Source organism: Streptomyces sp. NBC_01591 (genome assembly GCF_035918155.1).
Classification (GTDB): Bacteria; Actinomycetota; Actinomycetes; order Streptomycetales; family Streptomycetaceae; genus Streptomyces.
The window spans coordinates 8582586-8603603 of sequence record NZ_CP109327.1 but is presented as its reverse complement, the minus strand read 5'-3'; the positions used below and the strand labels follow the sequence as shown (position 1 = coordinate 8603603).

The window sequence follows — 21018 nt, the reverse complement described above, 5'->3', positions numbered from 1 at the left end:
TGTCGTCGGTGGAGGACGGTGATCTTATTGCGGTCGGCTCGCCGACAGGAGCGGTGTGGGAACAGGGGACGTCAGACCGTCCACCACACCGTGGCGTTCGCATCCAGCTCGAAGCTCGCGCCGTGGGAGCCGTTGGTGGGGCCGACCGGGGAGCTGGCGAGCAGCAGACGCCCGGGGGCGGGGATGCGTACCGCCTCATCGGTGGTGTTCATCGTGCAGACGAAGCCCTGGCGGCGGAAGACGAGTACGCCCGCAGGCGCGTCGGTCCATTCGACGGCGTCTCCCGCGCCGAGCCCCGGGTGCGCCCGCCGTACCGTGAGCGCGCTGCGGTACAGCTCAAGCGTCGAGTCCGGGTCGCCGGTCTGGGCTTCGACGCTGAGGGCTCCCCAGCCCTCGGGCTGCGGCAGCCAGCTGCCGCCCGTACCGAAACCGCACGAGGTGCCCCCGACCGTCCAAGGGATCGGTACCCGGCAGCCGTCGCGGAAACCGTCCTCCCCCCGGGTGCGGGCGAAGGTCGGGTCCTGGCGGACCTCGTCGGGCAGGTCGGTGACCTCGGGGAGTCCCAGTTCCTCACCCTGATAGAGGTATGCGGCCCCTGGCAGCGCGAGCATCAGCAACGTGGCGGCACGAGCCCGGCGCAGACCGAGTGCTCGGCCCCCCGCCTCAGCGAGCCGGCTGCCGGTCTGTGGTCCGGCGAAGCGGGTGGAGTGCCGGGTGGTGTCGTGGTTGGACAGCACCCAGGTCGTGGGAGCGCCCACGCGCCGCATGGCTTCCAGCGCGGCGTCGATGACCCGGCGGAACTCGTCAGCGCTCCAAGGGGCGTACATGTACGAGAAGTTGAACGTCTGGTGCAGCTCGTCGGGGCGTACGTAGCGGGCGGTGCGCTCTTCCGTCGGCGTCCAGGCCTCGGCTACCGCGATCCGCTGCCCGGGATATCCGTCGAGGATCCGGCGCCACGAGCGGTAGATCTCGTGGACCCCGTCCTGGTCGAAGGACGGCATTTCCTCGGTACCCAGCATGTTCCGCTGGTCGGTGCGCCCGATGTCGGGCAGGCCTTCGGCCTTGATCAGGCCTTGGGCGACATCGACGCGGAAGCCGTCGACGCCCATGTCGAGCCAGAAACGCAGGATCGAGCGGAACTCGTCGGCGACGGCCGGGTGTTCCCAGTTGAAGTCGGGCTGCTCGGGCGCGAAGAGGTGGAGGTACCAGACGCCCGGGGTGCCGTCCGGGTTCTTCGTGCGGGTCCAGGCGGGGCCTCCGAAGACGGACGTCCAGTCGTTGGGAGGCAGCTCACCGTTCTCGCCCTTGCCGGGGTGGAAGTGGTACCGCTCCCGGAGCGCCGATCCCGGGCCCTCCTCCAGCGCGCGGAGGAACCACTCGTGCTGGTCGGAGGAGTGGTTGGGCACGAGATCCACGATGATGCGCAGCCCGAGCCCGTGGGCGTCCCGGATCAGCGCTTCGGCGTCAAGCAGCGTGCCGAGCGTGGGCTCGACCGCACGGTGGTCGGCGATGTCGTAGCCGGCGTCGGCCTGTGGGGAGGCGTAGAACGGGTTCAGCCACAGGGCGTCGACGCCGAGTTCCTTCAGATACGACAGCCGGCTGCGCACGCCCGGGAGATCGCCCATGCCGTCGCCGTTCCCGTCGGCGAAACTGCGCGGGTACACCTGGTAGATGACGGCTTCTCTCCACCAGTTCGCCAAGGATCCGGCCGGGGCGGCGATGTCATGGTCGTTGGCAGGGGGCTGGGGCATTCTCGGTCCTTTTGGAGGTTCATGTCGGCGTGGCCGGTCGGTCCAACTGGCTGAGGCCTGTTGTCCGGTGTCACGGACATCAGTCCTCGACGGGGCCCAGATCGGGAGTACCCCGCAGTTCCACCGTGCGGGTGGTGGCACCGTGCAGTTCGAGGACCGTGATCTCGTTCCGGCCGGCGTTCAGGATCGGTGCGGGGACGTAGAGAGTGGTCTGCGGTCCTCGGGACCAGTACCGGCCGAGTGCGAAGCCGTTGATCCAGACGTGGCCCTTGGTCCAGCCGTCCAGGGCGATCCAGCCGTCGGCCGGCTGCTCGATGTCCAGGTGCCCGCGGTGGAACGTGGGGCCGACCGGGGGCGAGGCGGGCTCGAACGCGGTGAAGGACAGCCAGCCCAGGTCGTCGAGAGGCAGCGGCCGGCTGTACCAGCTCTCCGGCGCCAGTGCGTTGACGGAGACCTCGCCGAGCAGTCCCTTGCGGTCGTGCATGCCCTGCCCGTAGTTGACCCTGCCCTGGTTCTCCACCAGCACGGCCAGTTGCGCACCGCGCCGGGGGCTGTGGAAGGCGAGGGCGTGCTCATGGTTCTCGCGTTCCAGGACGCCGACCGGCTGGCCGTCGACGAAGACCTGGGCGCGGTCGTGCACCTGGGCTATGCGGAGGACGGTCGGCCCGGCCGCCGGGAGCGCCGTCTCGTACAGGATGAATCCGAAGGACTGGCCGATCTGTTCCATGACCTGCGGGCGGTCGGCGTGCACCGCGCTGCCGAGCCGCTCGCGCTGGTCCAGGAGGCCGGCGCATGCGGTGAGTTCCACGGCGGCCGGGGCGAGTTTGGGTGCGGGGGCGGGTACCGGCTCCTCGGGGACGGGCGCATGCCGGGCGATGACCTCGCGGAAGGCGGCGTATTTGGGGGCGGGATCGCCGGCCTCGTCCAGAGGCGCGTCGTAGTCGTACGACGTGACGGTGGGGCGGTACGTGCCCTTGTCGTTGGCGCCGTTGGTGAATCCGAAGTTGGTACCGCCGTGGAACATGTAGATGTTGACCGAGGCGCCGGCCGCGAGCAGCCGGTCGAGGTCCGCCGCGGCGTCGGCCGTGCTGCGGGTGACATGGGTGCCGCCCCAGCGGTCGAACCAGCCGATCCAGAACTCGCTGCACATCAGCGGCCCGGACGGCTGATGCTTGCGCAGTTCAGCGAGCCCGGCGTCCACCCGGCTGCCGAGATTGACGGTGCGCAGGACGCCGTCGAGGCCGCCGCGCTCCAGGTCGGAGGGCTGGTCGCAGGTGAACAGCGGTACGTCGACTCCGTGCCGGTGGAGCAGCTCCGCCAGATCCTCCAGGTAGCCGGAGTCGTCGCCGTACGCGCCGTACTCGTTCTCCAGTTGCACGGCGAGGATCGGGCCGCCACGCGTGGAGAGGTAGGGAAGGACGGGCGGCAGCAGGGCAGCGAGGTAGTCGTCCACCGCTTTCAGGTAGCGCGGGTCGCGGCTGCGCAGTTCGATGTCCTCGTCGGCGAGCAGCCAGGAGGGCAGGCCGCCGCCCTCCCACTCGGCGCAGATGTACGGGCCGGGGCGGAGCAGTACGTGCAGGTCTTCGGCGGCGGCCAGATCGAGGAATCGGGGAAGATCGAGACCTGCGTCCAGCCGGAACGGTCCCGGATGGGGCGAGTGGAGGTTCCATGGGACGTAGGTCTCGATCGTGTTCAGTCCCATCAGGCGCGCCTTGCGAAGCCGGTCGGCCCACTGTTCCGGATGGATCCGGAAGTAGTGCAGCCCGCCGGAGATGATCCGCAGCGGTCGGTCGTCGAGACGGAAGCCGTCTGCGGCAACCTCGAGTCGGGGCATGGCCGTGGTCTCCTCGATGATGGAACTGATGGAACTGGTGAAGGTGGGTCAGCTCAGCGGGCGGCAGAGCAGTGCGTCGGGGACTCCGCCGTGGTTCCACTTCCAGGTGAAGGCGACGCCGGCGACGTACTCGTTGTCGGCGCACTGACCCTTGTAGTAGCCGGGAGCCCAGTCGCTTTCGACCGAGCCGCCGGTGGCCGGGCGGTTGTTGCCCTGGTCGAACCAGACGTTGCGGCCGTTGAGCGGCAGCGGTGCAGCGGACGGCGCGCAGAGCAGGCCGGCCATGGAGTTGCCGTTGACGCTGTAGCCGACGGCGAAGGTGTTGTCGGGGCACTGGAGTTTGTTGTAGCCCGAGGCCCAGTCGCCGTGGGTGACGTAGCGCTCGTCATGGACGGCCACCCAGTCACCGGCTCCCTTGGCGGGCTGGTTCGCGTCGGTGCACAGGCCGCGCTTGTCGCTACGGCCGAGACCGGTCAGGCGCTGGCTGTCGGGGCAGTTGCCCTTGCGGTAGCCGGGGCTCCAGTCGCCCTGGGCGAGCATGCGGGAGGAGACGTTGTGGTCGCGGAAGTCGAGGTTGAGCATGTTCCAGTGGTTGACCTGTGCGACCGGACCGGAGACGCCCGAGGCGTTGACCAGCTTGTTCCAGTCGGCTGACCGCCAGTCACCGGAGTCGCTGAGGCTCTGTCGTTTGCCGGCGGTGTCGTAGGAGATCAGGGCCCAGGTGTCCTGCGGCGCGCCGTTGGCACCGGTCCATCCGACCAGCGGCCAGATGGCGAAGTCGGTGTCGTTCTCGACCAGGATGTCGGTGAAGTTGCCGAACCAGGTCTTCTCCTTGGTGTCCTGCGACCCTCGGCCGCCGGCACCGAACTCACTGATCCAGACGGGGGCGGTGAAGTGCTGGCCGGACTGGGTGACGAACAGGGCCTCGTCGTGCACCAGTTGCTTCAGCTTTTCGAGCGGGAAGTCCTCGTACGGCCAGTCGTTGGTGTGCCCCGGTCCGCTGTCGGCACCCGTATAGTTCGGGCCGGTGTAGCCGTAGAAATGCGCGGCGTAGACCAGCTTGCCCGAGGTGATCAGAGTGTTGGAGAGTTCACGGACCGGCGTCAGCATCGGCCTGCCGTAGTCCAGCCCGTCCAGCGGGATGCCATACCAGTTGATGCCCTCCATGATGACCAGCATGTCGGGGTCGGCCTGCAGGATGCGGGTGCCCGCCAGCTCGAAGGCCGCGTATGTGTCGTGGTCATCACCCCAGCCCCAGTTGGGGTCGTCCCAGGTGTCGCGGCGGATCTCGTTGCGCAGGTCGGCGCCGACGACACGCTTGTTCGCCTTGTAGCGGTTCACCAGGAAGAGCCAGTCGTCCTGCCACTGCTGGGCGGACTGGCCGCTGTTCCAGCGCTCATTGCCGTCCAGGCCGCAGCAGAAGCGGTAGGAGGTGGTGTGGTTGTTGAGGATGACCGCGAACCCCTCAGCGGTCAGGGCCGCCACCACCGCGTCGAACACCTGCAGCGGGGTCTTTCCCTTCAGCGGCGGGTTGGCCGCGACCGCGGAGTCCGGTACGACCGTGGTGTCGCGCATCATCGCGTTGGCAAACGGCAGCCGGATGCTGTTCAGCCCGAGCTCGTGGAAGTCGGCCATGATCTGTGTCATCGGCGCGCGGTCCAGGCCCAACGGGAGGTTGTGCGACATCTGGTCCGCCTGGTGGTTCGCGGGGTCGTTGACGTCGCCGCTGCCTTCCCAGGTGCCCTGGGCACCGGCCCAGTTGCCGGCCTTCAGCTTGAAGCGGTTGCCGTTGGCATCGACGATGTACCGCCCGCGGGTACTCAACGGCCCCGTCCAGGAGGCTGCCAACTGCGGTCCGGTCATTGGAGTGGTGGTCGCGGTGGTGGTGGCGACGCTGGGGGGCGCTGCGACGGAGCCGGTGGTTCCCGCGAGAACGAGGGTGACCGCGGCTGCCGTGGCGGGCAGGATTCGGGAGAAGAATCTCCTGACGGCGGGAGCCGACCTGTCGGATCTCATGATTGTCCCCTCCAAGGGTGGGGTGGGTGTGGGGGTTGGATCTTCAGGTGGTGCGGCCCGGACCGGTGGTCCGGAGTCAGGTGCGGCTCAGCCCTTGAGGCCGCTGGTGGCGATGCCTTCGACGATGTAGCGCTGGGCGACCAGGAACATGGCCACCAGTGGGGCGATGGTCACGACGGCTCCGGCGAACAGGCCGGGCAGGTTGATGGTCTGTGAGGTGAGGAACGTCGACAGGGCGATCTGGGCCGTCCACGCGGACGGGTCCTGGCCGATGACCAGCGGCCACAGGAAGGCGTTCCAGCTGTCGATGAAGGCGAGCGCGCCGAGCGAGGCGAGCATCGCTCCGGACGACGGCAACGCGATCCGGCGGTAGAGGCCGAGCCAGCCGAGCCCGTCCAGGCGTCCGGCCTCCTCGATCTCGCTGGGGAACTGGAGGTAGAAGTTACGGAAGAGCAGAACGGCGAAGGGGTTGAACAGCCCGGGTGCGATGATCCCCCACAGCGTGTTGACCCCGCCCATGGAGCCCACGACAACGAAGGTGGGGACGAACGTCACCGAGCCGGGGATCATCAGCGTGGCCACCACCAGGGCGAGCAGGACGCCGCGTCCGGGTACCGGGATGCGCGCGAGGGCGTATCCGGCGGCCGAGGCGAGGAGCGTCGACACCGGGGCGGTGATCGCGGCGATCAGCAACGAGTTGCCGAGGGCCTGGCCCATGTGCAGTGCGGGGTCGCTGAAGAGCGAGGTGAAGTTCTCCCAGTGCATCGTCGACGGCCACCAGGTCCAGTCCGGTGACGTCAGGCCCTGCGTGTCCATCAGCGCGTTGCGCAGCATCAGGTAGAAGGGCGCCAGGAACACCGCCGTCAGCAGGCCGGCCAGCAGGCCGCGCACGGACCGGCGTACTACCTGCGGCAGTTGTCGTGTTGTTGTCATGTTGCTCACTCCTCCCCCTTGCCGAAGCCGGTGAGCCGGCCCTGGATCAGGGTCACGCCGACGATGAGGGCGGTGAGTACGAAGGCTCCGGCCGATCCGAGGCCGTAGTTCTGGGAGCCCATCGCGGTGTCGTAGAGGTAGCCCAGGGGGGTTCGGATCGGGGCCGCGGCCGATCCGGACAGCCCGCTGTTGAACAGGTTGTAGAACTCGTCGAACGCCTGGAAGGCGGCGATGAACTGCAGCATCAGGACGGCCACCGAGGTGTTGCGCAGCATCGGCAGGGTGATCCTGCGCAGCAGGCGCAGGCCGGTGGCGCCGTCGAGGGCGGCGGCCTCGTACATCTCCTTGGGGATGGCCTGGAGCCCGGCCAGGAAGAGCACCATGTAGAAGCCGACCTGGAGCCAGAGGCGGAGAGTGACGAGGACGACCCAGTACAACGGCGGCGAGGTGGTCTGCAGCCATGGGACGGCATCCATGCCGAACCATCCGCCGATCGTGTTGGCGATGCCGCTCGGCAGCCCGTTGAACAGGCTCATCTTCCACAGCAGGGAGGCTGCGACGTAGGAGACGGCGGCCGGGATCAGGAAGGCGGTGCGCAGCACGGCCCGGCCGCGCCGGATCCGGTGCACCAGCAGCGCCAGCCCCAGCGAGGCGGCGAACGTCACCGGCACGATGAACACCGTGAACAGCAGGATCTGGCCGAGCGACTTGCGGAACACCGCATCGGAGAGCAGCGTCTGGTAGTTGTCCAGGCCGACCCAGTGACCCAGGGCGATGGTGCCACGGGCCTCGCTGAGGCTGAGCAGGAAGCTCCAGCCGATGGCGACGTACTTGAAGAGGCCCAGGCCGATCAGCAGGGGCCCGGCGAGCAGTGCGAATGCTCCCCAGGCACGCCAGTCCGGGCGGGAACGGCGGACGGGGGCGGTGCCCCGCGGCTCGGCCGGGGAGCACTCGACACGCTCGTGGTGAAGCGTGGGTGGAGGTGCGGACTTCATCATGCGCGCTGCTTGTCGATCTCGCCCTGGGCCTTCTTGGCCGCGTCGGCCAGGAGCCGCTCCGCATCGCCCTTCCCGCTGACGATCTTCGCCGCAGCTGCGGTGAAGAGGGAGCTCACAGCAGTGTTCCAGGTGCTGGGGTTGTTCCTGCCGTACTTGGCGGCCAGCTCGACGGTCTCCTTGGCGGGCCCCTGGGTGAGCTTGTCGGCGGTGGCGGCGACCGAGGTGCGCGGCGGGATGTGGAGGCCGTAGCTCTGCGACCAGTCCGTCTGGAGGTCGGTCTGCTGGATCCAGAGCCACTGGACGAACTTCTTGGCCGCGTCCACGTTCTTGCCCTTGGCGTTGACGCAGGTGCTCCAGCCGCCGACGCGCACCACAGGCTTGCCGCCGGGCTTGAAGGCGGGCCACGGCAGGACGCCGAAGTCGTCGCCGAGCGCGGTCTTGATGGCGGGCATCGACCAGAGGCCGCCCCACTGCATCGGGACGACGTTCTGGGTGAGGGCGGCGGGATCCCACCAGTCGGTGGTGAAGCCGAGCAGCAGGGACCGGTCGTCGTGAAGGCGCTTGAGCCCGGCCACGGCCTCGGCGGCCTGGGGGGAGCCGAAGCCCGCCTTGCCGTCGGCGGTGACGAGGTCGCCGCCGTTGGAGAACACGGACAGGATGGCGCTGTCGCCCAGGCCGTCCTGGCCGACGAACAGACCCTTGGTCTTCTTGGAGCTCAGGGCCTTGGCCGCGTCGGCGAGCGCGTCGAAGCTGTCGGGCGGGGTGATGCCGGCCTTGGACAGCACGCTCTTGCGGAAGTAGAGCATCATGACGTCGTCGAGCGTCTTGACGCCGTAGAGCTTGCCGTCGACGGTCACCATGTCGCGGGCGCCCGGGTTGAAGTCGGACTTGGCGCTGCCGTAGATGTCGTCCAGCTGGGCTATCTGGCCCTGCCGGGCGAGGCTCTCCCTGAAGTCGCCTATCTCGAAGACGTCCGGGGCGGCGTCGGTGAGCAGGGTCGCGTTGAGCTTGCCGGAGTAGTCGCCAGGGGTCCAGGTGACCTTGACCGCGATGTCCGGGTTGGCCTTGGTGAACGCGGTGGCATAGCGGGTGAGGGCCTGCTGGGTGCCGGCCTCGCCGTAGGCGTGGGACCAGACGTTCAGGGTGGTCTTCGCCCCGGCGGAGCCACCGCCGGTCGGGTCGGTACTGCAGCCGACCGCTGCTCCGGCGACGAACAGGATGGATCCGCCGAGGAATCCTCTGCGGCTAAGCTTGGAGCTCCGTGCGCTCACTTCGCGTCCTTCAGGTTGAGAGGGTTGGGTGTACGTGTTGTTGTCCGGCGCAGCCGGTGTCCGGCATTCACAGTTGGCAGACGGTGATGGACATCGGTTGCGCCGGAAGCTTGGGCCGGCGAACGGGATGGTGACACTCGTTCAGGGGAAGAGGGCCTGGATGCCGACGACGGCGGCGCCGCGGGCCCACTCCTCCCAGGGGAGCGGACGCAGGGTCAGCGGGCATTTCGCCGCTGCTTTGAAGCAGTGCGCTTCGTAGGCGTCCCTGATGTGCATTCCGAAAAGGTCGTAGGTGTCGAGCCCCTCGCCTGTGACGACGACGCGCTCGGGACCTACGAGGTTCACAAGGGTGGCGATGCCGACGCCGATGGCGTGGCCCGCCCTCGCGAAGGCGCTCTGCGCGGCGGGGTCTCCACCACGGGCGAGTTGAACGGCGCCGTCGAAGTCCAGGTCCGGGTCGTCGGTGGCGCAGCGGATGGCGGCGAGGACGGCGTCGCTGGAGGCGACGGCCTCGACGCAGCCGACCTGGCCGCAGTGGCACCGTGGCCCGGCCGGGTCGATGCTGATGTGCCCCATTTCTCCGGCGACGCCGTACGCACCGGCGACCAGCTCACCGTTGATGACGATCCCGGAACCGATCCCCGCTCCGATGGTGACCAGTGCGAAATACTCGGTGCCGATGCCCTCGCCGAACCAGTGCTCGGCGGCGGTGATGGCCTTGACGTCGTTCTCCACGGTGACGGTCAGGCCGGTCGCCGCGGCGAGGTTGTCGGCCAGCGGCACGTCGCGCCAGTTGGGGAGCGCGGAGTAGCGGACACGCCCGCAGGGGCGGTCCACGTCGCCGGAGACCGCGATGCCCAGGTGCCGGGTGCGGGCCCGGTACTCGGGTTTCGCGTCGAGAAGTTCGGCGACGAGTTCGGCCAGCAGCCCACACACGGCGGCCGGGTCGCGGTCGCCCAACGGTCGGCTGGCGGTAGTGCGCATGTGGGCCCGCAGGTCGCAGACCGCGCCGTAGAGGGTGTCGGCACTGATCTTCACACCGACGACGAACTCCCGGTCGGGAGTGACGGCCAGCGGGTTCACGGGGCGTCCGGCCCCTGGAGCGGTGCGCTCCGGGGGAAGTTCGTGGAGGTAGCCGTCGTCGATGAGTGGTCGCGCGGCCTTGGTCACAGCGGTCGAGGACAGACCCGTCCGGCGGGCCAGCTCCACCCGGCTGAGCGGGCTTTCGGCCAACAGCAGGGCGAGGATGGCGGTTTCGGCCGGTGCCGTCACCAGTGGTCGCGAGTGGTTTGGAAACACGGCGGCAACCTACGATAAATAAATAACTTCGTCCAGTATTGATTTTCTCGTTCGAGCGACCCTACGCTCTGGCCCAACTCCGGCCACTTCAAACGTCGTTCGCCGTTTCCGTTTGCCGGTCCTCACCGACGCTCGACACCCCTCGGGACCTCCTGTGCCTCCCACGCCCTCATCCGTTTCCTTCGACCCCACCCGCGGGCTGGTGGTCCTGCGGACCCCGAACAGCGTCTACGCCGTGCGCATCGGCGCCGACGGCAGCCCTCGGCATCTGCACTGGGGGGAAATGCTCGACACCGACGCCCTCTGTGGACTGCCCGCGGCCACCTCACCTGCCGCGAGCAGCTTCGAGTCAGACCCCGCCCCGGACGAATTGGCCCCGCAGACTGGTGCGCGGTTCGGGCCGGCCGGTCTCCAGGTGCGGTTCGCCGACGGCACCCGCGGCGCCCAGTGGTCCTATACCGGGCACACGGTCCGGGACGGGGAGCTTCGCCTGCACCTGGCCGACCGCCGTTACCCGTTGGCCGCCGAACTGGGCTATCGCGTCCGTCCCGGCAGTGACGTCATCGAGCGCTGGGCGGAACTCACCCACACCGGAGCCGGCGATTCGGGCCCGATCACCGTCGACCGGCTGGACTCGGCCTCCTGGACGGTACCGGCGCTGCCCGACTACCGGCTCAGCCACCTCGTGGGCGGCTGGAACAGCGAGTTCCAGCTGCAGCGCGACCGGCTCCCAGTCGCCGAGACCGTGCTCACCAGCCGCCGCGGCGTCACCAGCCACCATGCCAACCCCTGGCTCGCCCTCGACGACGGCACCGCCGACGAGGAACGCGGCGAGGTCTGGAGCACCGCCCTGGCCTGGAGCGGAAGCTGGCGCATCACCGTGCACCGCGACCCGGTCGGCCGGACCACCTGGACCGGCGGCTTCGGTCACGAAGGACTCAGCTGGACCATCCAGCCCGGCCAGAGCCTGTACACACCCGTCTTCGCCGGCCTCTACACCCGCGACGGCTTCGGCGCCGCCAGCCGTGCCTGGCACACCCACATCCGCACCAGCGTCCTGCCCGCCCCCGACCAGGACCGGCCCGTCGTCTACAACTCGTGGGAAGCCACCGGCTTCGACGTCGGCCAACCCGGCCAGCTGCACCTGGCCCGGCTGGCCGCACGTCTGGGCGCCGAACTCTTCGTCCTCGACGACGGATGGTTCGGCGGCCGTACCAGCGACCGGGCGGGCCTCGGCGACTGGACACCCCGGCCCGAGGCATTCCCCGACGGGCTGCGCCCATTGGCCGACGAAGTGCACCGCCTGGGCATGGCGTTCGGGCTGTGGGTGGAGCCGGAAATGGTCAACCGCGACAGCGACCTCTACCGTGCCCATCCCGACTGGGTCGTCCATGCGGCGACTCGGGACGCGACCGAACTGCGCAACCAGCTCATGCTGAACTTCGCCCGCCCCGAAGTCGAGGCCTGGGCCCATCGGACTCTGGACCAGTTGGTGCGCGACTACGACGTCGACTGGTTCAAGTGGGATGCCAACCGGGTCGTCACCGAGGCCGGATGGGCCGGCCATCCGGACCCCGACCGGCTGTGGATCGACCACACCCGCGCCGTCTACCGGATCATGGACCGCCTCCGTGCCGACCACCCCGGCCTTCGCATCGAGGCCTGCGCGGGCGGCGGCGGACGGGCCGACCTCGGCATCCTCGCCCGCACCGACCAGGCCTGGACTTCCGACAACACCGATCCCGTCGACCGGATCAGCATCCAGCACGGCTTCAGCCAGCTCTTCCCCGCCCAGGCCATGGCGGCCTGGGTGACCGACAACCCCAATGTCACCACCGGCCGCACCACCCCTCTCCGGTTCCGCTTCCATGTCGCCATGGCCGGAGCGCTCGGCCTCGGCGGGGATCTCACCGCCTGGTCCGAGGAGGAGCTCGACGGGGCCACCGCGCTCGTCATCCGCTACAAACAGATCCGCCCCTTGGTCCAGCACGGCCGCCAGTACCGCCTCCACGGGCCCGACGGAGTGACAGCCGTGCACTACGCGTCCCAGGACGACACCGAACACGCCGTCCTCGCCTGGCGCCCCGCAACCCGCTTCGGCCACCCGGCCCCCGGGCTCGCCCTGCCGGCCCTGGACCCCGCGGCCCGCTACCTCGACATCGACGAGGGCATCACCCACAGCGGCGCCGTCCTGACCCGCCGGGGCATCGACCTGCGGCTACCCGCCGGCGACTACGCCAGCCGCCTGATCCGGCTGCGCCGCACCGTCTGACCCCGCCCCCTTCTCTGCCCGACCCACGAAGGAACCGAGAACATGCCCACACCCCGCGTCCTGGTCGTCGGTATCGACGGCGTCCGCCTCGATCTGCTGCCGATGTTGGAAACGCCCAACCTCGACGAACTAGCGAATGCCGGCTTCCTCGCGCCCGTCCACATCGACGACAACACACCAACCATGTCGGGCCCCTGTTGGACCACGGTCGTCACCGGTGTCGGCGTGGCCAAGCACGGGGTCTGGGGCAACAACTTCACCGGAAACCGGCTTGGGGTGTTCCCCGACTTCACCACCCGGCTGGCCGCCGAGCAGGGGCTGCGGACCTTCGCGGCCGGAGGTTGGGAACCCCTGTTCCTGGCCCGGCAGGGCGGCCCGGTCTTCGCGGCCCCGAGCAGGCTCGCCTACATCGCCCCGCGCGAGGACACCCCGCAGGCCTGGGAGGAGTGCGACCAAAGCGTGACCGACGAAGCCGTAAGGGTTCTCAGCTCCGGCGAAGACCTGGACGCCTCCTTCGTCTATCTCGGCGCTGTCGACGAGACCGCCCACTTCCTCGGCTGCGGCCCCGAGTACCGGCACGCGATCGAGATGGCCGACCGACGACTCGGACAGCTCCTCACCGCCGTACGCGGACGTCCCGACGCCCGGTCCGAGGAGTGGACCGTCATCGCAGTGACCGACCACGGCCACCGCGACGAAGGCGGCCACGGCGGGCGCAGCACATCGGAGCGCACCGCCTGGATCGCCGCGAGCGGCCCCGGCATCACCCCCTCCACCACACCGGACATCCTCCGCCACGCCGATGTCGCCGCCCACGTCTACGCCGCCCTGGGTATCGCGCCCGACCCGCACTGGACGCTCGACGGACGGCCCTTCCACTCCCTCACACCACAGACCGCCTGACGCCGGCAGGAAACCACCGTCGTGCAAGGGGCACCGACACCCGGTCGAGGTCATCTCGCACTGCGTGTGGCTGTACTTCCGGTTCCCGCTCAGTTTCCGTGAGGTGGAGGAGCTGATGTTCCAGCGCGGCGTGACCGTCTCCCACGAGACCGTGCGCCGCTGGTGTCTGAAGTTCGGCCAGGCGTACGCCGGCGCGCTGCGCCGCCGGCGGCCCCGCCCCGGGGACAAGTGGCATCCGGACGAGGTCTTCATCAAGATCAACAGCGAGCAGAAGTACCTGTGGCGGGCGGTCGACCAGGACGGCAATGTCCTGGACATCCTCGTTCAGAACCGGCGGGACAAGGCCGCAGCCAGGCGATTCTTCCGCAGGCTGATGACGAAGACGGGCAGGGTGCCGCGGGTGGTCGTCACCGACAAGCTGCGTTCCTGCGGCGCCGCTCACCGCGAGGTCATGCCCTCGGTGGAGCATCGCTCGCACAAGGGCCTGAACAACCGGGCCGAGAACAGCCACCAGCCGACGAGGCAACGCGAACGGGCGATGAAGGGCTTCCGCAGCGTGGGCGGGGCCCAGCGGTTCCTGTCCGCGTTCAGCGGTATCTCACCCCACTTCCGGCCCCGACGCCACCTGATGACCGCATCCGAACACCGAGCCGAAATGACCATCCGCTTCACCATCTGGGAACAGATCACCAGCGTCACCGGCCGACCTACCGCGGCCTGAACCCAGGCCGGCACCCAGCCCCACCACACCTCGACGCACCGTCAGACACCCACGCACCCAACAACGTGACAACGCCCTTCACATGCCTGCGCAGGATGGCATTCTCGTGCAGCACCAGCAGTTCGGCATCCTTGGCGGTATCTCGGCACAGTAGGACCGCGGGGACGGACAGTAGCGCGCGGGCGGTGCAGTAGAGCAGGGACACGATCATCAGGGGCAGCATTACAAGTCCCCACCGACGACCCTGGAGGCGGGTACTGACCAGCAGCGATGACTTTACGAGCCCCACAGGTTAGCGCCGGAATCTGAGGAGAGGGTGAGAACAGGCGCCCTGGGGCGGGCCGGGCCACAGTACCAGTGCCGCTACGTCGACCCGGCCAAGGACCGGGCAATGCGGAACTGCTGCTCGGCCTTGGCCGGGTGGCCCGCAGCCGCGTAGGTGCGTCCGAGCCGACGGCGGACCTCCATCTCCAGCGGCCTGCTGGTGTGCTCGGTGAGTGTGGCCAGGGCCTCTCGCTGGAGAGTGATGGCCAACGGCAGGTCTCCGCGGCCGTGTTCCGCGGCTCCGAGCAGGGACAGGCTCGTCGCGCGCAATTGCAGGTCACCGACCTCCTGGGCCAGGCCCGCCGCGCGCCGCGCCAGGTCTTTGACCTCGGTGTGCCGGCCGAGTGCCAGGTGGGCCTCGGCGGTGAAGCACAGGGTCTTGCTGATCATTCTGGGGCGGCCGATCTTCTCGGCGAAGGTGAGGGAGGTGGCGTAGTACGTGAGCGCTTCCTCATGCCGTCCCTGCTGGCCGTGGAGAGCGCCGAGGTTGCAGCTCGACATCCCGGCCAGCCAGTCGTCGTTGAGCCGGGCCGCCAGCCTCATGGCCTCGCGCAGGTGGGCGGCCGCCTCCCGGAAACGGCCCAGCGCACGCTCCGCGGCACCCATGACGGCCATCGCCCGGGCCTGTTCACGCAGGTCGCCCTGGTGGCGGGCGAGGCGCAGCGCATTGGTGCACCAGGCGTGAGCCTGCTGGAAGCGCCCCTGATAGATGTCCGCGACGGCCAGGCAATTACGCAGCGAGGAGGGCATCCGCCGGTCGTCAGCCAGGTCGGCGCCGGGCAGCGCGAGCTCCAGGGCGGAGCGGCACTCGTGGAAGCGGCCCTGGCGGACAAGCGAGTCGACCAGGGACTCGGCGATCCAGCAGGCGTGGTCGCGCTGCCCGGTGGCCGCCGCGAAAGCGACCACGTCGAGCAGTTGGCCGCCCGCGGCCCTCCAGCCATGCGTCGGCTTCCCGCCAGTCCGAGAAGGGGGAATGGGAGACATCGGGGCCCGTCGGGAAGCCCTCGGGGCCCCAGTCGCTGGCGATACGCCCGGCGGCTGTGTAGAGGTGCAGCACGGCGGCGCGGTCCGCGGCGGCCTCCTCGGGCACGGCGGCGGCGAGGAGGCGCGTGTGGTCGCGTACGAGATCGTGCAGCCGGTAGCAGCTGGGCCGTGGCTGCTGCAACAGGCTCGCGTCGACCAGACGCTCCAGGAGGTCCTCGGTGTCCTGGAGCGAGCGGCCCAGCATGGCGGCGGGGGTGAGCCCGTCGAACTCGGCGGTCGGGACCTGGCCCAACGCCCGGAAACCGCGGCGCAGTTCGGGGGCGAGCAGATCGTAGGACATCCGGAAGGCGGCTTCCACACTGCGGTCCTCTGCCCGGAGTTCGCCCAGGCGGCGTTCATCGTCCGACATCCGGCCGACCAGGTGGGTCAGTGTCCAGGACGGGAGGTTCTGCAGCCGGGCCCCGGCGATCCGCAGCGCCAGCGGGAGACCGCCGCAACGGCGGGCGAGCTCCTGCGCGGCCTCCGGTTCCTGTCCAGCGCGCGTCTCGCCAAGGAGGCGCGTGAGCAGTGTGACCGCCTCGCCCGTATCCAGCGGCTCCACGGTGAGCCGCCGGTCGGCGTCGAGGCCGGGCAGGCGCTGGCGGCCGGCCACAAGCACCCGGCTGCCCGGGCCCGCGGGCAGCAAGGGGCGTACCTGTTCCGCACTGCGGGCGTCGTCCACGACCAACAGCAGCCGCAAGGAGCTGGTGGCCGCCCGCCAGGCGGTGACCAACTCGTGTAGCTCGTCAGGCAGTTCGCCGTCGGCGCCGTTGACGGCACGCAGCAGCTGGTGCAGTGCGCGCTGCGGGCGCAGGCTCTCGTGGGGGGCGCCGTGCGCGTGCAGGTCCACGAACAGGCAGCCATCCGGGTACTGGTCGTGCAGCGTCCAGGCGGCGCGGACCAGCAGCGCGGTCTTGCCGACACCCGCCGTGCCGTCCACGGCAGCCACGGAGACGGAGCCGACGGGCACCGACGCGGTGAGCAGATCGAGTTCCGCCTCCCGGCCGACGAGCCAGGCGGTGTCGCCGGGGAGTTCGTTGCGGCGAGGTCGTGACGGGGGCGGGGACGGGGAACGCTCGGGCGCCGATGGCTGTGTGGGTGCGGCTGCCGGGGGCGGTGCTTGCGCGGCGGCGGAGCCTGTGGCACGGGGTGACGGGGCCCGGCCGAGCAGCATCGGATCATCCCGGCGCAGCACGCCCTCGTGCACCCGGCGCAGTTCCTCGCCGGGCTCCACGCCCAGCTCGTCGCGCAGCCGGTCCCGGGTCTCCTGGTAGGCGGCAAGTGCTTCGGCCTGCCGGCCGCTGCCGTACAGCGCGCGCATACGCAGGGCGGCGAGTGGTTCGTCGTGCGGCTGCGCCGTGGGCGCGGCCAGAAGCTCGTCCAGGGCCTCCGCATACCGGCCCAGGAGCACCAGGGACTCCACCCGCTCCTGGTGGAGGGTGCGCCGCTGCCGGGCAAGACGCTGCCGCTCGGCGTCGGCGAGCGGGCCGGGCAGGCCAGCCAACGGCTCCCCGCGGAACAGGTTCAGTGCCCGCGTACAGCCGTCGAGGGCAGTGGTGAGGTCACCCGCGGCCTTCGCGCCGCGTACCGCGGCGGCCTGTCCGGTCAACTCACGGATGTCCGTGCGGGCTTCGCCGGGTACGAAGCGGTAGCCGCCGCGCTCACCGCGGATCACGGATGCGGTGGGGCCAGTGCCGGGCACGTCCAGTGCCTTGCGCAGGGGGTAGACGTAACTGGACAGGACCCGGCGGCCCGTGCCCGGTGGTTCGAGTCCCCATACGTCGTCAAGGAGTTGCTGTTGGGTGACGAGCGTCTCCGCACGCAGGATCAGTGCGGCCAGCACCGCCTGACGCCGCACGGGCCCGAGGTCGAGCGGCACCACGCCGCGGTGGGCGCCGACCGGGCCGAGCAGGGCGAAGCGCAGCCGGTCCGCCGCAATCTCCGCACCGGTCGTGCCTGCCGTGCCTGCCGTGCCTGCCGTGCCTGCCGTGCCTGCCGCAGCTGTCGCGTCAGCCGGATGCCACGCGCCCCTGCCTGAGCCGGCTGCGTCCGCTGTGTTCATCGTGTTCGCTGTGTCCGCTCTGTTCGTGCCCACTCCGGACTCCCCCATGATCCCCGCAGTCCCCCGCAGTCTCCCGCTTTCCCTGCGGGCCGAATCCTCTGCTTCAGCAGAATTTCATCGGCATTGCAGTGTCTCGCGAGAGAGTTCGGCGCGTCGTGTCCGGTCCCGGTCGATCTCCGTTCCGGCCTATTCCCCTGGGACGGGTTCCTGCCGTCCCGAGGGCGTGAACTGTAGGAAAGCGAGCTGTTTCGTGAGTGAGAACCCGCAGGTGGACCCCCGGCAGGGCTTCGGTGAGAACCGTCCCGCCCAGCCGCTCGGTCAGGGCGCGCCGGCCTGGGGGCCCGCGGCGCAGGGCCCCGGTCAGGCGCCGCCCCCGATGTCCGGTCAGGCGCAGCCCCCCGTCCCGTCACAGCTCCCGGGTGGGCGTTGTCACGTTGTTGGGTGTGTGGGTGTCTGACGGTGCGTCGAGGTGTGGTGGGGCTGGGTGCCGGCCTGGGCTCAGGCCGCGGTAGGTCGGCCGGTGACGCTGGTGATCTGTTCCCAGATGGTGAAGCGGATGGTCATTTCGGCTCGGTGTTCGGATGCGGTCATCAGGTGGCGTCGGGGCCGGAAGTGGGGTGAGATACCGCTGAACGCGGACAGGAACCGCTGGGCCCCGCCCACGCTGCGGAAGCCCTTCATCGCCCGTTCGCGTTGCCTCGTCGGCTGGTGGCTGTTCTCGGCCCGGTTGTTCAGGCCCTTGTGCGAGCGATGCTCCACCGAGGGCATGACCTCGCGGTGAGCGGCGCCGCAGGAACGCAGCTTGTCGGTGACGACCACCCGCGGCACCCTGCCCGTCTTCGTCATCAGCCTGCGGAAGAATCGCCTGGCTGCGGCCTTGTCCCGCCGGTTCTGAACGAGGATGTCCAGGACATTGCCGTCCTGGTCGACCGCCCGCCACAGGTACTTCTGCTCGCTGTTGATCTTGATGAAGACCTCGTCCGGATGCCACTTGTCCCCGGGGCGGGGCCGCCGGCGGCGCAGCGCGCCGGCGTACGCCTGGCCGAACTTCAGACACCAGCGGCGCACGGTCTCATGGGAGACGGTCACGCCGCGCTGGAACATCAGCTCCTCCACCTCACGGAAACTGAGCGGGAACCGGAAGTACAGCCACACGCAGTGCGAGATGACCTCGACCGGGTGTCGGCGCCCCTTGTACGACGGCGGTGCACCCACCACAGACGTCTCCCCCAACGTGATCAACCCGAAGATCATCCCACGGGCCAGCCAACGTGACAGCGCCCTCCGAGGCCATGATCAAGGTGGCGATGATCCGCCTGATGCTCGTCCGGCTCGCCGGGCAGCCATCACGGTGGAGCCATGAATCCCACCGCAAGACCGCCCGAACCAAGACCATCGAGGACCTCATCGCAGCGTAATCAACCGGCCACCCGACAGGCTCTCAGCCGGAGCGCGGGCTCACTACGACCGCCGACGTGAGGCCGGAGACCGTCACACGGCTGCCCAGAGAAACCTCTTCAACCGGGTGATCGGCTGCCTTCACCACTGCCTGTCTCACCGCGTCCCGTTCAACGAGGCTGTGGCCTTTCCAACCTCGCGAGAACCCCGTCTTACGCTCGCTGTTTGACACGTTCTTCGCATCGAATGTCTTCTTGCCGCCGTCATAGCCCCGGCTGCCGGAGCAGACGACCGCGTCGGCCTTCACCGGCTGCGAGTCGATGACCGCCGCACTCGGCTCCGCCTCCCGCCCGGCAGCCTCCCGGACCCGGCCCCGCAGCCGGTCGTGGAACTCGGCGATCAACCCGGTCTCGCGCCAGCGCCGGCGGAGTGGCAGCGGCACTTCGCCGCGCTGCGCGAGCTGGTGGCCGACGAAGAGGGCCAGGCGTAGGTCTTGCCCGGGTTCACGATCCACGGGATGAACGTCGGGATGTGGCTGGCCAAGCAGCGGAAGCCGGAGGTCTGGCAGGCCACTGACGGATGGGCAGCGCAAGCGCCTGGAGCAGCTCGGTATCGTGCCGCTGGCCCCGGAGCCGGAGATGCCCGCGAAGCCGTCCTCGGCCCCCGTGAGCGCCTTCGAGCGGGGCGTGGCGGCCCCTTGGCGCAGTACGAGGCGCGTACCGGGCTCTCTGACCGTCCCCAGGGCCCATGTAGAGACCGTTGTCGTCGACGGCCAAGAGCACGCCGTGAAGCTCGGTGTGTTCCTGTCGAACACAAAGTCGAGGCGCGGCAAGCTCGCCGCCGACAAGCTCCAACAGCTGGCCGCCCTCGGGCTCGACTGGGCGGCGTAGCCGGGCGGGCGCCGTCGCGTGCCCCGCGCCCCGCGGAACCGCGTCATGCACGAGCCGTTCCTCATCCTGCGGATCGCCGTACGGCAGGATGAGGTCATGAGCGTAGTCAAGATCAACGTACTGACCGTCCCCGCCGATCAGCGGGAGACGCTGGAGAAGCGCTTCGCCTCCCGTGCCCATGCCGTGGAGAACTCCGACGGGTTCGAGTGGTTCGAACTCCTCCGCCCCGTCGAAGGGACCAATAACTACCTCGTCTACACGCGGTGGCGCGACGAAAAGTCCTTCCAAGCCTGGATGGAGGGCCCCATGAAGACAGCACACCAGAGCGGTGACGCGGAGAGCAGCGAGCGCCCCAGGCCGGCGGCGAGCGGGTCCGCCCTGTGGTCCTTCGAGGTCGTGCAGCAAGCGGCGCCGAAAAGCGCGTAGACGCGAGCGCCTCGCCCCGGTGCCGGGGCGAGGCGTTGTTCGTCGGATGGGTCGGCCGAGCCAGGCGATGTGCAGGACGGACAGATGCCGGGTGAGCCGGTTGATGACGTAGGTGCCGGACAGCTGGCCGATGAAGGCGGCGTGGACGTCCTCACCCTCGGGGTCGTTCGTGTTCCACTCCGGCCAGCCCCACGCGACGCCGAATGATCCGCTTGGTAGGTCGACGCGTATCTGCGCGTCGTCGTCGGAGAAGTTGCGCGGGACGTGCAGGTAGCAGCGCGGGGCGGTCTGTTCCGCCGTCCCGAGCAGGACGGCGAGACGTGGATGCAGGCCTGGCGGCCCGCTAACAGGATCTCGTGCACCGCCCGGAGAAGAGCCGGTTCCTCTCAATGCAGCCACGGTGCGGGCGCTGGCCAGTTCCATTGGGGCGCAGGCTGATGAGATCGACATCGCGCGGCCTCCCCTGCTGTCCGCTGACGAGCAGGTGGGACGGTCCTTGTCGTATTCACCGAGCATGTCCTACTGGCCGCACAGTCGGAGCTCGGTCGCGAGGCCGGCCAGCGTGGTGGATGTCGCCGTCGTCGGGACGGTACGTCACCGTCGCGACGCGCCCACAGGTGGGAGATCCGCTTGGTGTCGAGGACCAGGGCATGGGCACCGTGGCGCAGGAACTGGGCGGCGAGGGTGCGCAGGATCGTCGAGCTGCCGCCGCCACTGCTCGTGCAGACCAGGATGTGCGCGGCGGCGTCCAAGTTGACGGAGACCGTCTGCCCGTCGGTGCCGAGGCCGATCAGCACCGCGGAGGCAGGCAGGTGTCCAGTGGCTTGCGCAGCTGATGAGATCGACATCGCGCGGCCTCCCCTGATGTCCGCTGACGAACAGGTGGGACGGTCCTTG

At 69.5% G+C, this 21018-nt stretch carries 15 protein-coding genes and 2 pseudogenes; 7 read left to right on the top strand and 10 right to left on the bottom strand.

The features are described 5' to 3' along the window. Nucleotides 1-71 precede the first annotated feature (71 nt). From OG978_RS39745 to OG978_RS39715, 7 genes are all read right to left on the bottom strand, one after another. The gene (locus OG978_RS39745) at nucleotides 72-1751 is read right to left on the bottom strand and encodes a glycoside hydrolase family 13 protein (RefSeq protein ID WP_326769867.1); all 1680 of its coding nucleotides are present in this window, start codon (nucleotides 1749-1751) and stop codon (nucleotides 72-74) included. Between the two features lie 79 nt (nucleotides 1752-1830). Continuing rightward, nucleotides 1831-3585 (bottom strand): glycoside hydrolase family 35 protein, encoded by a 1755-nt coding sequence (locus OG978_RS39740; protein ID WP_326769866.1) that lies wholly within the window; start codon nucleotides 3583-3585, stop codon nucleotides 1831-1833. Between the two features lie 48 nt (nucleotides 3586-3633). Beyond that, nucleotides 3634-5601: a glycoside hydrolase family 5 protein gene (locus OG978_RS39735; RefSeq protein ID WP_326769865.1), complete on the bottom strand. Its 1968-nt coding sequence runs from the start codon at nucleotides 5599-5601 to the stop codon at nucleotides 3634-3636. An 87-nt stretch (nucleotides 5602-5688) separates the two neighbouring features. After that, entirely contained in the window at nucleotides 5689-6534 is an 846-nt protein-coding gene (locus tag OG978_RS39730) for a carbohydrate ABC transporter permease (RefSeq protein WP_326769864.1), read from the bottom strand. A 5-nt stretch (nucleotides 6535-6539) separates the two neighbouring features. Continuing rightward, nucleotides 6540-7532, bottom strand: a complete 993-nt coding sequence (locus OG978_RS39725; RefSeq protein WP_326769863.1) for a carbohydrate ABC transporter permease — start codon at nucleotides 7530-7532, stop codon at nucleotides 6540-6542. Continuing rightward, nucleotides 7529-8803: an ABC transporter substrate-binding protein gene (locus OG978_RS39720; protein WP_326769862.1), complete on the bottom strand. Its 1275-nt coding sequence runs from the start codon at nucleotides 8801-8803 to the stop codon at nucleotides 7529-7531. The genes OG978_RS39725 and OG978_RS39720 overlap by 4 nt, the downstream gene beginning before the upstream one ends. 141 nt (nucleotides 8804-8944) lie before the next feature. Then, a complete protein-coding gene (locus OG978_RS39715; RefSeq protein ID WP_326769861.1) occupies nucleotides 8945-10102 on the bottom strand; it encodes an ROK family transcriptional regulator in 1158 nt (385 codons plus the stop codon). Between the two features lie 154 nt (nucleotides 10103-10256). Here OG978_RS39715 and OG978_RS39710 point away from each other — a divergent pair, with 154 nt between their 5' ends. The 3 genes and pseudogenes from OG978_RS39710 to OG978_RS39700 form a co-directional block, all read left to right on the top strand. Then, nucleotides 10257-12374 carry an alpha-galactosidase gene (locus tag OG978_RS39710; RefSeq protein WP_326769860.1) on the top strand — a complete coding sequence of 706 codons (2118 nt, stop codon included), beginning with the start codon at nucleotides 10257-10259 and terminating at the stop codon, nucleotides 12372-12374. A gap of 42 nt (nucleotides 12375-12416) precedes the next feature. After that, nucleotides 12417-13277, top strand: a complete 861-nt coding sequence (locus OG978_RS39705; protein ID WP_326769859.1) for an alkaline phosphatase family protein — start codon at nucleotides 12417-12419, stop codon at nucleotides 13275-13277. Between the two features lie 16 nt (nucleotides 13278-13293). After that, nucleotides 13294-13998 (top strand): annotated as a pseudogene (locus OG978_RS39700) (IS6 family transposase); the annotation flags it as partial. 363 nt (nucleotides 13999-14361) lie between these two features. Here the strand turns inward: OG978_RS39700 and OG978_RS39695 are convergent. The 3 genes from OG978_RS39695 to OG978_RS39685 all read right to left on the bottom strand — a co-directional run bounded on the left by OG978_RS39695 (nucleotide 14362) and on the right by OG978_RS39685 (nucleotide 18661). Then, complete coding sequence (locus OG978_RS39695) at nucleotides 14362-15072, bottom strand: tetratricopeptide repeat protein (protein ID WP_326770302.1); 711 nt, start codon at nucleotides 15070-15072, stop codon at nucleotides 14362-14364. A 10-nt stretch (nucleotides 15073-15082) separates the two neighbouring features. Beyond that, nucleotides 15083-17407, bottom strand: a complete 2325-nt coding sequence (locus tag OG978_RS39690; protein ID WP_326769858.1) for an AfsR/SARP family transcriptional regulator — start codon at nucleotides 17405-17407, stop codon at nucleotides 15083-15085. A 498-nt stretch (nucleotides 17408-17905) separates the two neighbouring features. After that, entirely contained in the window at nucleotides 17906-18661 is a 756-nt protein-coding gene (locus tag OG978_RS39685) for an IS6 family transposase (protein WP_326769857.1), read from the bottom strand. Between the two features lie 17 nt (nucleotides 18662-18678). On the opposite strand from OG978_RS39685, the gene OG978_RS39680 reads away from it, so the two are divergent. From OG978_RS39680 to OG978_RS39660, 4 genes and pseudogenes are all read left to right on the top strand, one after another. Continuing rightward, nucleotides 18679-18825 (top strand): hypothetical protein, encoded by a 147-nt coding sequence (locus tag OG978_RS39680; protein ID WP_326769856.1) that lies wholly within the window; start codon nucleotides 18679-18681, stop codon nucleotides 18823-18825. A gap of 23 nt (nucleotides 18826-18848) precedes the next feature. Beyond that, a pseudogene (locus OG978_RS39675) lies at nucleotides 18849-19034 on the top strand (IS110 family transposase); the annotation flags it as partial. 409 nt (nucleotides 19035-19443) lie between these two features. Next, nucleotides 19444-19695, top strand: coding sequence for a helicase associated domain-containing protein (locus tag OG978_RS39665; protein ID WP_326769855.1), 252 nt, complete (start codon nucleotides 19444-19446; stop codon nucleotides 19693-19695). Between the two features lie 96 nt (nucleotides 19696-19791). Continuing rightward, nucleotides 19792-20121, top strand: a complete 330-nt coding sequence (locus tag OG978_RS39660; RefSeq protein ID WP_326770301.1) for an antibiotic biosynthesis monooxygenase family protein — start codon at nucleotides 19792-19794, stop codon at nucleotides 20119-20121. The last annotated feature ends 897 nt before the right edge of the window (nucleotides 20122-21018 follow it).